The sequence below is a fragment of the Thalassospira sp. CA1 genome (genome assembly GCF_059052855.1).
Genome location: NZ_JBZCIA010000003.1, coordinates 323158 through 337493 on the forward strand (window position 1 = coordinate 323158; position 14336 = coordinate 337493).

Genomic DNA, 14336 nt, shown 5'->3' on the forward strand with positions numbered 1-14336 from the left:
CGAAATCGGGAAGTCCCGATTACATGTCAGTACCAAACTCTTCACGAAGCGAGTTCAGCACTTCTTCGGTGTCACCACCGACTTCCTCAACAAGGCTTGCGCCAACGCCTTTGGAAGCTTCCTTGAAGACCGAACGCTGTTCGTCATTCAGACGGATCACTTCGATTTCCGGCTTGGCTTCCTTGATGCGTGCAAGGGCTTCGTCATTGGCCTTTTTCTGGGCTTCATAGATGAAGTCATCCAGTTCGGCCTTTACTTCCGCCAGCATCTCTTTGCGTTCATCCGACAGGCCGTCATAGAACGCCGCGTTTGAAACCACGGTGGTGGTGTATTGCTGCTGACCGGCATAGATCAGATGGTCGGTCACTTCGTAGAATTTGGCACTTTCAACGAAGAAGATCGGGTTGACCTGTGCATCAATCACGCTGGTCTGAAGACCGGAATAAACTTCACCCCACGGCAGGGCGACCGGATCAGCACCGAAAGATTCATAGGTCTCGATCAGGATCGGCGAGGTCATGACACGGAATTTCACACCGTCGAAATCAGCCGGCTTTTCGACCGGTTTCTTGGTGGTCCAGACCATTTCGCCTTCCGGGTACATGGTATAAAGCTTCAGCCCCTTGGACTCGAAGTCCTTGGACAAACCTTCGTAAATGGTCGGGCTTGAAGACAGAACCTTCTTGTTCACCTCGTTATCCTGCGACAGCAGGTAGGGAACGCCAAAGACCTGAATTTCCGGAACGAAAGTCCCAAGGTGACCCGGCGATGCGTTCGAGAACTGAACAGCACCGGCTGCGGTCAGCTCGGTAATGTCGTTCTCGGTGCCAAGCTGGCCATAGGTGTAAATGGTCACATTCACGTCGCCATCGGTCTTTTCTTCGACGAGGCGTTTGAATTCCTGAGCATAAAGGTCCTGAACATCACCCGGGCTTTCTTCGTGGGCGAATTTCCATTCCTCGGCGTGGGCAGCGGTCCCTGCGACGGCAAACAGTGCAGCCGCCGATAGGGTCGCTTTAAGGAGTTTGTTCAGACTCATATCGAAGTCTCCCGTGTTATCGCGCTCAACGATCGGCGCCAACGCTTGTGAAGGCACTCGGATCGGAACGCTTAATTTCAACATCACTGTGATGAACGCCCAAAGTTTTGAAATGTTCCTGCATCAGGTCAATGTTAGTTTTGTCTCATGACAAATTAGTCCGAACACCTACACAGAACCCGCCTGTCATGTTAGGGTCGCGAAAACATCAGGGTGGAAAGACAATCATGTGGTTACCTGACATCGACCTCAGCGGCGAAACAGGCCCGAAATACAAGGCACTGGTCGAAGCAATCATCACCGATATTGAATCAGGCAGATTGCGCCACGATGTCCGGATGCCAACACACCGTGAACTGGCCTATCGCCTGAAAGTCAGCGTTCAGACCGTCAGTGCGGCCTACAAGGAAGTCGAACGCCAAGGCTATTTGCGGTCCGAACGACGTCGCGGCACCTTTGTGCAGGCCCGCCTGACCGACCGGGCATCGTCCTTTATCCTCGATAGTCGCCAACCCGATCTGGTTGATCTTTCAATCGTGCGTGCGGCCTACACCGATTTTCACAATGACCTGTCGCGCCAGATGCACGCCAAACTGGCCGAAGAACCCCACCATGGCTGGATGGAAAGCTGCCGGCCGGTTGCCGGGTTTGATTATCACCGCGACATCGGGCGCAACTGGCTTTCCAGCATGGGGGTCGATGTTGAAATCCCCAACCTTCTGATTACCAATGGCGCGGCACAAGGCGTCTTTACCGCCCTTTCAACCGTCATTCAGCCCGATGACGTCGTCCTGACCGAAAGCCTGACTGATCACGGCGTGATCGGCTCGGCCAGTATCCTGCGCTTCAAGCTGGGCGCATTGCCGACCGATGATGAAGGCATCCTGCCCGATGCGTTTGAGCAAGAATGCCGCACGCGCCAAATCCGGGCCCTTGTCGTCACCCCGATCTTTACCAATCCGACCAACTGCCTGATGGGGTTGGAACGGCGCAAACGCATCGCCGAAATTGCCGAACATTACGGCGTCTACGTCATCGAGGACGATGTCTATCGCCCGCTGCTCGAAGAAAACCTGCCACCAATCACAAGCTTTTTGCCCAAGCTTGGCTTTCATGTCTCAAGCCTGACCAAGGCGGTTATGCCGGGCCTTCGAACCGGCTTTCTGGCTGTTCCCGCGCATTTGTCGATTCGTGCCAGCAGCGTTTTGCGCGTCACCGGATGGATGGGGACTCCATTGATGGCAGAGATCGGCGCACGCTGGATTGCCGATGGCACCGTCGATCAGGCGGTAACGGTCCAACGTGCGCTGATGCGCGAACGCCAGGCACTGGTGGCCGATATTCTCGGCGATGCGGTTGTGCGCCATCACCCGACATCGCTGTCGGCCTGGGTGCGCATTCCTGAACATTGGCAGGAAGAATGGTTTGCCTCCGAACTGCGCAAAAACGGCGTAGCTGTCACGATTTCCGACCCGTTCATGACCGTCAAGGTTCCCCGGCCAAACGCCATGCGGATCTGTCTTGGCGGTGCTCCTGATACGCCAACGGTTCAGCATGCCCTGATCCAAATTCGCCATACCATGGATCAAATGCCCGGCGTTCACGCCTTCGACGTGATGTATTGATTTTGTGTCATGACAAAAATCTGATTGAACCATCACAAAGCGTTTTTATTCTGACTGAACCGGCGTGAAGCGAACGACAATCCGTGTGGGAGGGAACCAACATCCGCACACAGCGTTCCAAAAGAATGTCTCGCACACGCATCAAGGAGGTTCTATGTCAGGTGCAAACGGGGAGGCCCCCGCTCCGAGTGGCGGGGCGTTGGGGATTTTAAGAAAACTCGACCACGGCTTGTCCGTCGTCGAACGACAGCTCCTCGGATGGAGCATCATCATCATGGCGGTGAACACCGTCGCCAATGTGATCATGCGCCTGGGGTTCAGTTCGAGCATCTTCTTTTCCGAAGAGCTCAATCAGTTTCTGATCATTCTTGTGACCTTTGTCGGCATCAGCGAGGCCGCCCGTATGGGGCGCCATATCCGCATGTCGGCCTTTACCGATATGCTCGGCCCGCGCGCCAGCAAGGTCATGATGATCTTCATTACGCTTGGCACGGCCTCTTTGCTGTTCCTTCTGGCCTGGTATTCGATTGATTATGTTTCGTCGCTGATCACATCGAACCGGCTGACCCCGGCCCTGCGCATCCCCTATTACCTGACCGTTCTGATCGTGCCGTTTGGCCTGTGCGTAACCGGCATCCAGTTTGTTCTGGCAGCGTTGACCAACATCCTCAAACCGGGGACGCACCTGTCCTATCAGGTCGAGGATACGTTTGACGACGCCGACGAGCATCATCTGTAAGGGGGAATGGAAAAATGGATTTAGGAACAACAATCCTTCTGGTGATGCTGGGGCTTCTGGTGCTGGGCTTCCCGATGATGGTGCCGCTGGCAACCGCCAGTGTCGTCGCCTTCATGTTTTACATGCCTATTCCCGAACGCATCCTCATACAGCAGATGGTCACGGGCATCTCGCCGGTCGCCCTGATCGCGGTGCCGATGTTTATCTTTGCCGCCGATATCGTGACAAAGGGGCATACGGCCAACCGGCTGATTGACCTTGCCATGACCTTTGTCGGCCATGTGCGCGGCGGCCTTGCGGTTACCACAGCCCTTGGTTGCACCATGTTTGGTGCGGTATCGGGCTCGACCCAGGCGACCGTGGTCGCCATGGGTGGTCCGCTGCGCCCCAAGATGCTCAAGGCGGGCTACGAAGACAAATTCGCCATGGCGCTGATCATCAATGCCAGCGACATTGCGTTTCTGATCCCGCCATCAATTGGCATGATCGTGTTTGGTGTGGTGGGCAAGGTTTCGATCGGCGAACTGTTCCTGGCGGGTATCGGCCCGGGCATTCTCATTCTGATCATGTTCTCGCTGTACTGCATGTACTACGCCAAAAAGAACGACATCCCGACCATCCCGCGCATGACCTGGGCGGAACGCGGCAAGGCCGTGATCAATGCCGGTCCGGCCATCATGTTCCCGGTTCTGATCGTCGGTGGCATCTATCTTGGCTGGGTCAGCCCGACCGAGGTTGCGGCTGTTGCCGTGGTCTATGCCATCATCCTTGAAGTGCTGATCTTCAAGTCGGTCAAATGGTCCGAACTGCTGGCGATTGCCCGTTCAACCGGTCTGATCACGGCGGTCGTGTTCATTCTGGTCGGTGCAGGCACGACATTCTCGTTCGTGATTTCCTTTGCCCAGATCCCGCAACACGTCATTGGCGCACTGGGGCTTGAAGGGGCGAACTCCTATGTCATTCTGGCCGCGATCTGCATTGCCTTCTTTATCGGCTGCATGTTCGTTGACCCGATTGTTGTCATTCTGGTCCTGACCCCGATCTTCATGCCGCTTGTCAATGCGGCCGGTCTGGATCCGGTGCTTGTCGGTACGCTGGTCACGCTTCAGGTTGCCATTGGCTCTGCCACGCCCCCGTTCGGGTGTGACATCTTTACAGCCATCGCAATCTTCAGGCGACCCTATGCCGAGGTGATCAGTGGAACACCGCCCTTCATCATCATGTTGTTGCTTGCGGCCGTGATTTTGATCTTTGTTCCGCAGATCGCCCTGTTCCTGCCAGAGCTTGCCTTCCGCTGATCAAGTTCTGGCCCGTAAATTCCGGCTGCGACCGGAAGCATATTTGAAAATTTGAAACTGGGTCGTCCTGATTAAATCGGGACGACCCGCTTCTGGAGTTCAGGATGATTTCCGTATCCCGTGCGGTTACACCAGAGCCGGCAGACGTGCCCTATTCCCCTGATCCGGTCGGACCGGCAGGGCGGATTGGCCTGATCACGCTGGCAACAGATTTCAACAGCGAGGATGACCTGCGCGCCATCCTGCCGGGCGACGTGCGCCTGTTCACCACGCGCATTGAAAACGCCAACCCGGTCACGGTCGCAAACCTGCAATCGATGGCGGCCGATCTGCCACGCGCAGCCAAAACGCTGTTGCCGGGATATGGCGTTGATGTTGCCATTTTCGGCTGCACGTCTGGCACCGCTGTGACTGGTTCGGACAAAATCGCCGAGCTGATCAATCAAGGCATGCCGGGCACCAACGTCACCAATCCGCTTCTGGCCAGTGAACTTGCCCTGCGTGCGGTCGGGGCGCAAAAAATTGCCATCCTGACCCCGTATCTTGCCGATGTAACCCAGTCGGTTGCCGACGGTTTTCAAGAACGTGGTTTTGATGTTACCCGTGTGATGGGCTTTGGTCTTGATAACGACTTTGACATGACCGCCCTACCGCCCAAGGCACTGCTGGAAGGTGCGCTTAAGGTCGACACGCCGGATGCCGATGCGGTGTTTATTTCCTGCACCGCGATCCGGTCGGCCGAAATCATTGCCGAGGCCGAGAGTCAGCTTAAAAAGCCGGTCATCACCAGCAATCAGGCCCTGATCTGGCACGCCTTGAACCTGATTGGGTACAAAAATCCGATCACAGGGTTCGGAACCCTGTTTGATCATTCCCCGCAACCAACGAACCAAGTCGAGGTCCCATGAAAGACCCCATCACATTTGCTGATGTTCTTTCTGCCCGCAAAACCATTGCGGGTCATGTGATCCACACACCCTTGCGCCCGTCTGCCGCCCTGTCTGATCGTATCGGAAGCCCCGTCTGGCTGAAATGCGAACAACAACAATATACCGGCAGCTTCAAGCTGCGCGGTGCCGCCAATGCGGTGCTGCGCCTCCGTGACGAGGAAAAGGCCAAGGGTGTCGTTGGTGTATCAACCGGCAACTATGGCCGGGCACTTGCCTTTGCCGCGCGCAATGCCGGGGTGCGATCGATCATTTGCATGTCCGAACTGGTGCCGCAAAACAAGGTCGATGGCATCCGGGCTCTCGGTGCCGAAGTCCGCATCACCGGCCAGTCACAGGACGAAGCCCAGCACGAAGTCGACCGGCTGGTCGAACAGGATGGCATGATCATGTTGCCGCCCTTTGACCATGCCGATGTCATTGCCGGCCAAGGCACCCTTGGCCTTGAAATCGTCGAAGCCCTTCCCGACGTGGATACCTTGCTGGTTCCCCTGTCGGGCGGCGGGTTGCTGGCCGGTGTGGCGCTGGTCGCCAAATCGGTCAATCCGATGATCCGGGTGGTTGGCATTACCATGGAACGTGGCTGTGCGATGATCACGAGCCTTCAGGAAGGCAAACCGACGTCGGTCAAGGAACTACCAACACTGGCCGACAGCCTCGGCGGCGGTATTGGTGAAAACAACCAGTACACGTTCGATATGTGCGGCGATCTGACCGACGATTTCGTTCTGGTCAACGAAGCCCAGATCGCCGATGGCATCCGGGCGGCCTACCTTGATGACCAACAGGTCGTCGAAGGTGCCGGTGCCGTGGGCATTGCCGCCCTGCGTGCCGGTCTGGTCGATAATCCCGGCCGCACCGTGGTGCTGACGACGGGGTGCAATATCGACATGGACCTGCACAAACGCATTGTTGGCGGCGAAGACGTCGACCTGATGGCGGAGTAACAAACCATGCCGACAATCAGAATTCTGACCGAAACCGACCTGCGCAAGGTCATTGATCTCGATATGGATGCCATCAACTGTGTCGAAGGCGCGTTCAAGGCGCTTGCCACGAAAGACGTCCGCATGCCGCCGATCCTGCGTCTGGATATCGACGAGTTTAATGGCGAGGTCGATGTCAAAACCGCCTATGTGCCGGGCATCGACAGTTTCGCCATCAAAATCAGCCCGGGCTTCTTTGACAATCCCAAGCTCGGCCTGCCATCGGTCAACGGATTGATGAACCTGTTTTCATCGAAAACCGGCCTGCTGGAGGCCGTCTTGCTCGATAACGGTTATCTGACCGATGTCCGCACCGCCGCGGCTGGCGGGGTGGCCGCCAAACATCTCTCCCGCGAAGATGCCAAACATGCCGCCATTTTTGGCGCTGGTGTGCAGGCCCACTTGCAGCTTAAGGCACTTACACTGGTGCGCGACATCACCTCGGCGACGATCTGGGCGCGTGACATCGCCAAGGCTGAGGCGTGCGCGAAAAAGGCATCGCTTGAACTGGGCATTCCGGTTACCGCCACCACGGACGGCAAGGACGCTGCAAGCACCGCGGACATCATCGTCACCACGACGCCTGCGCGCGAACCGGTTCTGATGGCCGATTGGGTCAAGCCCGGCACGCACGTGACCGCGATGGGGTCCGATGCCGAACACAAAAACGAAATTGATCCTGCCCTGATCGGGCAGGCCGACCTTTATGTCAGCGACAGTCAGGCACAGACACGCATTCTTGGCGAACTGCATCATGCCATTGATGCCGGTGTGGTGTCCTCTGACGCGACATTCCCCGAACTCGGCCAAATCATTGCCCAATCCTTGACCGGCAGGACAAGTGCGGGTCAGACTACGGTCTGTGATTTGACCGGAACCGGTGTGCAAGACACCGCTATCGCCACTCTCGCCCGTCACCGCTGTGATGCAGCCGGTACAGGGGTCGAGATTACTTCTTAACAACAAAGGGAAACAGGGTCTGGACCCACCTTTATCTGGAGGCCTGCGATGAGCCAGGTAGAATTGAATTTCACGCGTGAGGAATATGCCGAGCGCCTGGAGAAAACCAAAAAAGCCATGGTGGAAAAGGGGCTCGATCTTTTGATCGTGACCGATCCGTCGAATATGGCCTGGCTAACCGGCTATGACGGCTGGTCGTTCTATGTCCATCAATGCGTACTGGTTCCAATCGAAGACGACCCGATCTGGTTCGGGCGTTCGCAGGATGCCAACGGGGCAAAACGCACGGTCTATATGCCGCATGACCGCATCATTCCCTATGCGGATTACTATGTGCAATCGACCACCCACCACCCGATGGACTACCTTGCCGAGGTGATCGAATATCGCGGCTGGGCATCGCGCCGTATTGGTGTGGAAATGGACAACTACTATTTCTCCGCCAAGGCCTTCCTGCAGCTCCAGACCCATCTGCCAAACGCCAAGTTTTCCGATGCCACGGCCCTTGTAAACTGGCAGCGCGCGGTCAAATCCGAGACCGAGATTTTCTATATGCGGCAGGCCGCCCGCATTGTTGAAAACATGCATGAACGCATTTTCGAAATCGTCGAACCGGGTATGAAAAAGAACGAACTGGTCGCGGAAATCTTCCGTACCGGGATCGCCGGTGTTGACGGCATTGGCGGTGACTATCCGGCCATTGTACCGCTTCTGCCATCGGGCGCAGATGCCGGTGCACCGCATCTGACCTGGGATGAAAAACCCGTTCCGGGCAATGCCGGGACCTTCTTTGAAATTGCCGGCTGTTACCGCCGTTATCACGCGCCGCTGTCGCGAACGATTTTCCTTGGCGAACCGGATCAGCGGTTCCTTGATGCCGAAAGTGCCCTGATCGAAGGCCTTCAGGCCGGTCTTGAAGCCGCCAAACCGGGCAATGTGTGTGAAGACATCGCAATCGCCTTCTTTGGTGTCTTGCAGAAATTCGGCATCGAAAAAGACAGCCGCTGTGGCTATCCGATCGGGCTTTCCTATCCGCCGGACTGGGGCGAACGCACCATGAGCCTGCGCCCCGGTGACCGCACGGTTCTTGAACCGGGCATGACCTTCCACTTCATGCCGGGCCTGTGGTTCGATGACTGGGGGATCGAGATCACCGAAAGCATGATGATTACCGAAACCGGGTCGAAAACCCTGACCAGCTATCCACGACAGCTGTTTGTCAAAAACTAATTCCGCCAAAGCCGCACCGGACGCGCATCCCAAACATGCCACGTCCGGTGCCAGACGCCACAGCCTGACGACGACGGTCGCGAAGTCAGGCTTTTTAAGGATACGACCATGACAAAACCATCGCCCATCAGCCCGACGATCCCGCTTGATCAGGATGGCATTCACCACGGCTTTTTAAAGTTGCCCTATTCGCGTGATGATTCCGCGTGGGGTGCCGTGATGATCCCGATCACCGTGGTCCGCAATGGCAATGGCCCCACCGCCCTTTTGACCGGCGGCAACCATGGCGACGAATATGAAGGCCTGGTATCGCTGTTCAAACTGGCAGAATCCCTGTCCGCTGGTGAAATCACCGGTCGTGTGATCATTCTGCCAGCCATGAACTATCCGGCATTTCGCAGCGCATCGCGGACCTCCCCGATTGATGCGGGCAACATGAACCGGTCCTTCCCGGGCAAACCCGATGGCACGGTCACCCAAAAGATCGCCGATTATATTTTCCGCTATCTCGTGCCCGAGGCCGATATCGTTCTTGATATCCATTCCGGCGGCAAGACGCTTGATTTCATCCCGTTCGCGGCGGCCCACGTCCTGCCCGACAAGGAACAGGAAGCACGCTGCGTTGCGGCCATGAAGGCATTCGGTGCGCCCTATTCGATGATGATGCTCGAACTGGATGCGGTCGGTATGTTTGACACCGTGGTCGAGGAAGCTGGCAAAACCTTTGTCACCACCGAACTGGGTGGCGGCGGTTCAACCACGGCCGAACGTGTCGCAATTGCCGATCGCGGTGTGCACAACATCCTTATTCATGCTGGTATCCTCAAGGGCGAAATTGAACCGAGCCCGACTGGAACAACCATGCTTGATATGCCCGATGACCGTTGCTTTGTCGCATCCGAGGCATCCGGCCTGTATGAGCCATGCGTTGATCTGGGCGACATGGTCAAGGAAGGCGATTTGATCGCGCGCATTTATGATGTCGAACGCACAGGCACCCCGCCGCGCGAATATTATGCCCCGCGCGCGGGCATCGTTTCGTGCCGCCATTTCCAGGGCCTGATCAAGACGGGCGACTGTTTGATTGTGATTGCCGAGGTGCTCTGACCATGGTCCGGCTTGATGAGCTCGATCTGAAAATCCTCAAAACCCTGCAACGCGAAGGGCGCATCACCAAGGTCAAACTGGCCGAGGCGGTAAACCTTTCGCCAAGCCCGTGCTGGGAACGGCTTAAACGCCTCGAAGACCTTGGCGTTATTTCGGGCTATCACGCCCATATCAATCTGGAAAAGCTGGTCAAACCGACACTGGTTCTGACCGAAGTAACCCTGCGTCATCACCAGCATGATGATTTCCAGATTTTCGAACGCGCCGTGCAGGACATCCCCGAAATCGTCGAATGCTATGCGCTTGGCGGCGGAGTGGATTACATGCTCAAGGTGCTGTGTCATGACGTTGATGCCTATCAACGTCTGATCGACCGGCTTTTGGTGTCCAATATCGGGATCGACCGCTATTTCACCTATATCGTCACCAAAAAGGTCAAAACGACCTCAATCACCCCGATTGAAAATCTGGTCGAGCCCCCCGAACGCAAATAAAACCGCACCAGTGGGCAGGATCATATTCCTGCCCCGTCTGCATACGCACCCCCCAAAAAAAACGGTATGATTGTTCATATTAACAATTAACGTTTAAGGCGAATTCGCGGCTAATTGCGGACCAATTCGCCGCAATTACCGATAAAATCGCCGTAAATTTGCCCGCACGTCTGCGTAACCTTTCTGTCAAAATACACGGAGGTTATGCGTGCCTGATACTCGTCACTACGAAGAGTCCAACACCACCAATACCGCTGATCGCCTGTTTCTCTCAGCTTCTGTGATCGGAATTGCCGCAATCAGCTTTGGGCTTGGCGCGTTTGTGGTACTGGCGGAAGTCCCGCCGTACCAGTCTCTGAAAAATGCCTGGCGTGCCGGAACAGCACTTTGGGAACAACGGACCAAATATACCGATGTCGAACGGCTTGATTTCTGGTCACCGGCCCGCACCGATCAAACTGGTGTCACCATCCACGACCAGGACAAGGCGCAGGATGGCCTGACACTGTATTCATCGGGTGATGGCCCCCATGCGGTTCTGATCGATATGGATGGCAACATCGTCCATGAATGGCGGATGCCGTTCAGCGCCATTCACGATGAAACATCGCCGATCCCCAACCCGCAAAAAGATGAATTCATGCATTGGCATACGGCCAAGATGGCGCCGGATGGCAATCTGATTGTCCAATATACCGCGGCGGGCGATACGCCCTATGGCTATGGCATGGCCAAGATTGATCGCAATTCAAAACCGATCTGGAAATATCTTGGCACCGCCCATCATGATTTTTCCATCGCCGATGATGGCCGTGTCTATGCGCTAACACAGGAATTCAGGTTCAACACCTATCCCAATCGCAAACAACTCAGGCCGCCGCGCCTTGATGATTTTGCCGTGATCCTGTCGCCCGATGGCAAGGAGATCAAGCGCGTCTCGATCCTTGATGCACTGATCAAGTCCAACTATGCCAACATGGTTGATTTCGCCCCCTATTTCGCCAATGAAGACATCCTTCACACCAACACGATCCAGTTGATCGACGATAAAACCGCTGCCAACTTTGCCTATGGCAAGGCGGGTGACGTCGTTCTGTCCTTCCGCGATCTTGGCATCATTGCCGTGCTCGACATGGATGCGGAAAAAATCACCTGGGCCACCCGTGGGCCGTGGCTGGGCCAACATGACCCGGATGTTCTGCCCAATGGCGAAATCCTGTTGTTCGATAACCAGGGGCAGTTCGCCGATCCCGATGCCGGGTTCTCGCGCATTCTGCAAATCGATCCGCAAACAAATGCCATCACCTGGCAATACAAGGGCAACGCCAATCAGAAATTTGACAGCAACATTCGCGCTGATCAGCAACGTCTGGCCAATGGCAATACATTGATTACGGAATCAAGTGGCGGTCGCCTGCTGGAAGTCACTGACAGCGGCGAAATCGTTTGGGAATTCCACAACCCGATCCGCCGCGATGATCCCGACAATCCCGGCAAGAAACTAGTCCCCGTCGTCTCACAGGCCGAACGCATCAGCGATGCGCGTGCCGACCTGTTTCGCACTACCGCCCCCGCCTCGAATACAGGCAGCTCCAACGCAGGAGAAGCACAATGAAACCGCAAATGAACAGCTCGATAATTCCGGCATCTAATGCCAACCAATCCCAGACATTTCTGACCATTGGCACTGTAACGCTTGCGGGCGCGATGATGCTGATTGCCTTTCCAGCCCAGGCTTATGTCGGGCCGGGTGCCGGTCTTAGCCTGCTATCCGCCTTGTGGGCGGTTTTGGCGGCAATCGTCGTTGCGGTCGGTTTTGTTTTGATGTGGCCGCTTCGCAAGATGATGCGCAAACGCAAGGCCAACCGCGCGGCAAAGCCTGCGACCGCCAACGCATCCGAACATCAAAATTCCTGATTGGGCAGGCAGATGAACTCATACCGGACTATTTGTCATGGGATTGTTTGATTGGCCCGCCCCGGCATTTGCCGCCCTTGATGACCTGATGGCCACGGCCATTGGTCCATTTGGCCGGGTGCTGATCTGGGCGTTGATCTGTGCTGGCGTTTCCATGGTTTTATATCGCCTGATCTCGCCGCAAACCCGCATCAAGCAGGTAAAGGCCGAAGTCAAGGCCGCCCAGCGCGCCATGTCCGATGACGACGGCGAGGATTTCGGGCAGGGCATGCAACTTGCCAAGGCGCAGCTTGCCAAGTCCTTCAAACTGGTCGGCTTTGTCATTGGCCCTGCGGTTGTGGCATCCCTTCCCGCCCTTGCCCTGATTGTCTGGCTGGACGGGCAATACGGATATAGCTGCCCGCCGCCCGGCGAACCGGTTCAGATCGATGTAAAACCCAAGGATACCGAGATCGAACAGATCGGCGGCAATCCTGATGCGGTCACTGGTGCCTGCCCGATTGTCCAGATCCCCGGACATATCGAAGGACACAGCCATATCGTCGAGGCAGCAGCCCCCATTCCGGTCATGCATCATAAAGTCTGGTGGAACAGCCTGATCGGCAATCCGGCGGGTTATTTGCCCGATGACACCCCGGTCACACAGCTTCGCTTTGCCTTGCAAAGTCAGGAAATTCTCTCTGCTGGTCCGGACTGGGCCCGCGGGTGGGAGCTGACATTTTTCGTAAGCCTGTTGCTGGGGTCACTTGCCATCAAGAAAGGGTTTCGGATCGAATGACCAATGCGACCGCGAAACAGGCATCAAACAGCAATGCGTTTCATGTCTCTGGCTGGGATCACTGGCTAAGCGGGCTGGTATCGCGCCACCCGCAACACTGGATCCGGCTGGGCAATTTCGAAACCAGACTGGCCGCCGATGCCATTGAAGATATCAAGATCGAAAAGCCGATCTTTGTCGCTGGCCTTGCCCGATCAGGCAGCACCATTTTGCTCGAAACACTGGCTGGTCACGCGGATGCGGCAACCCATCGCTATCGCGATTACCCGCCTGTTTTCACGCCCTGGCTGTGGAACCGCTTTGTCGATCTGGCACCCGGCAAGAAAAACGTCGCGGTCGAACGCACCCATGCAGATGGCATCAATGTCACCCCCGAAAGCCCCGAAGCGTTCGAGGAAATGATCTGGATGGCCTTTTTCAACAATCTGCATGAAATCGGTAAAAGCAACGTTCTTGATGGCCACATCAGCAACCCGGCCTTCGAACAGTTTTACCGCGATCACATTCGCAAACTGATCCATGTTCGCGGTGGCCAACGCTATGTGTCCAAGGCCAATTATCTGGTCACGCGGATGGAATATCTGCTGTCGATTTTCCCCGATGCCCGGTTTGTCTTGCCGGTGCGCGATCCGGTCTGGCACATCGCATCCCTGATCAAGCAACATAAGCTGTTCTGTGCGGGCGAAGCCGACAACCCGCGCGCCATCGCCCACATGCAGCGCGTCGGCCATTACGAATTCGGGCTGGACCGCCGCCCGATCAATACCGGCGATTTGCACGAAACCTTCGCGATCATGAAGCTCTGGACCAATGGCGATGAAATCGAAGGCTGGGCGCGCTACTGGTCCAACCTGCATCATTATCTGGCCGACCGGATGATCGTGAACAAGGATCTGGCAAAGGCGACACTGGTCGTGCGCTATGAAGATCTGGTCGCCGATCCTGCCCATCAACTCGCATCTCTGTTTGACCATGTCGAACTTGATGATGCCGGACCCCTGATTGATCGTGTCGCGCCGACCATTCATGCGCCGGACTATTACCGGCCGAAATTCGATGAGGGTGAAGTCGCCCTGATCCGCGATATCACAAAGATCGCCGCCAAACGCTTTGGCTATGACGCGGTATCTGCTTGATACCGCGTAACCCGGCCCACGCGAACACCGCCAAATAAAAAAGCGGGACAGGATCATCATCATCCTGTCCCGCAAGTTTG

14 protein-coding genes are annotated in these 14336 nt (G+C 56.1%); 13 read left to right on the plus strand and 1 reads right to left on the minus strand.

Annotated features, from left to right (window positions below; all coding sequences use genetic code 11):
* Nucleotides 1–19 precede the first annotated feature (19 nt).
* Nucleotides 20–1039: a TRAP transporter substrate-binding protein gene (locus AC5Q5A_RS08290; RefSeq protein ID WP_008890042.1), complete on the minus strand. Its 1020-nt coding sequence runs from the start codon at nucleotides 1037–1039 to the stop codon at nucleotides 20–22.
* 227 nt (nucleotides 1040–1266) lie between these two features.
* Between AC5Q5A_RS08290 and ehuR the strand changes: the two genes are divergently transcribed.
* The 13 genes from ehuR (at nucleotide 1267) to AC5Q5A_RS08355 (ending at nucleotide 14256) form a co-directional block, all read left to right on the plus strand.
* The gene (gene ehuR / locus AC5Q5A_RS08295; protein ID WP_493894941.1) at nucleotides 1267–2664 is read left to right on the plus strand and encodes a MocR-like ectoine utilization transcription factor EhuR; all 1398 of its coding nucleotides are present in this window, start codon (nucleotides 1267–1269) and stop codon (nucleotides 2662–2664) included.
* Between the two features lie 154 nt (nucleotides 2665–2818).
* On the plus strand, nucleotides 2819–3403 hold the full coding sequence (locus AC5Q5A_RS08300) for a TRAP transporter small permease (RefSeq protein ID WP_051007605.1): 585 nt from the start codon (nucleotides 2819–2821) through the stop codon (nucleotides 3401–3403).
* 14 nt (nucleotides 3404–3417) lie between these two features.
* Nucleotides 3418–4701 (plus strand): TRAP transporter large permease, encoded by a 1284-nt coding sequence (locus tag AC5Q5A_RS08305; RefSeq protein ID WP_063086990.1) that lies wholly within the window; start codon nucleotides 3418–3420, stop codon nucleotides 4699–4701.
* A 104-nt stretch (nucleotides 4702–4805) separates the two neighbouring features.
* Complete coding sequence (locus tag AC5Q5A_RS08310; protein WP_493894942.1) at nucleotides 4806–5609, plus strand: maleate cis-trans isomerase family protein; 804 nt, start codon at nucleotides 4806–4808, stop codon at nucleotides 5607–5609.
* Nucleotides 5606–6595, plus strand: a complete 990-nt coding sequence (eutB, locus tag AC5Q5A_RS08315; RefSeq protein ID WP_493894943.1) for a hydroxyectoine utilization dehydratase EutB — start codon at nucleotides 5606–5608, stop codon at nucleotides 6593–6595. Before AC5Q5A_RS08310 ends, eutB begins: the two co-directional genes overlap by 4 nt.
* 6 nt (nucleotides 6596–6601) lie before the next feature.
* Nucleotides 6602–7594 carry an ectoine utilization protein EutC gene (eutC, locus tag AC5Q5A_RS08320; protein ID WP_493894944.1) on the plus strand — a complete coding sequence of 331 codons (993 nt, stop codon included), beginning with the start codon at nucleotides 6602–6604 and terminating at the stop codon, nucleotides 7592–7594.
* Nucleotides 7595–7642: 48 nt separating this feature from the next.
* Complete coding sequence (gene doeA / locus AC5Q5A_RS08325) at nucleotides 7643–8824, plus strand: ectoine hydrolase DoeA (RefSeq protein WP_063086986.1); 1182 nt, start codon at nucleotides 7643–7645, stop codon at nucleotides 8822–8824.
* A 108-nt stretch (nucleotides 8825–8932) separates the two neighbouring features.
* Complete coding sequence (doeB, locus tag AC5Q5A_RS08330) at nucleotides 8933–9931, plus strand: N(2)-acetyl-L-2,4-diaminobutanoate deacetylase DoeB (protein ID WP_493894945.1); 999 nt, start codon at nucleotides 8933–8935, stop codon at nucleotides 9929–9931.
* 2 nt (nucleotides 9932–9933) lie between these two features.
* Nucleotides 9934–10425: an Lrp/AsnC family transcriptional regulator gene (locus tag AC5Q5A_RS08335; RefSeq protein WP_008890033.1), complete on the plus strand. Its 492-nt coding sequence runs from the start codon at nucleotides 9934–9936 to the stop codon at nucleotides 10423–10425.
* A gap of 208 nt (nucleotides 10426–10633) precedes the next feature.
* On the plus strand, nucleotides 10634–12040 hold the full coding sequence (locus AC5Q5A_RS08340) for an arylsulfotransferase family protein (protein ID WP_493894946.1): 1407 nt from the start codon (nucleotides 10634–10636) through the stop codon (nucleotides 12038–12040).
* Between the two features lie 8 nt (nucleotides 12041–12048).
* Nucleotides 12049–12342, plus strand: a complete 294-nt coding sequence (locus AC5Q5A_RS08345) for a hypothetical protein (protein WP_493894947.1) — start codon at nucleotides 12049–12051, stop codon at nucleotides 12340–12342.
* Between the two features lie 37 nt (nucleotides 12343–12379).
* Complete coding sequence (locus tag AC5Q5A_RS08350) at nucleotides 12380–13120, plus strand: hypothetical protein (protein WP_493894948.1); 741 nt, start codon at nucleotides 12380–12382, stop codon at nucleotides 13118–13120.
* Nucleotides 13117–14256, plus strand: coding sequence for a sulfotransferase family protein (locus AC5Q5A_RS08355; RefSeq protein ID WP_493894949.1), 1140 nt, complete (start codon nucleotides 13117–13119; stop codon nucleotides 14254–14256). Before AC5Q5A_RS08350 ends, AC5Q5A_RS08355 begins: the two co-directional genes overlap by 4 nt.
* The last annotated feature ends 80 nt before the right edge of the window (nucleotides 14257–14336 follow it).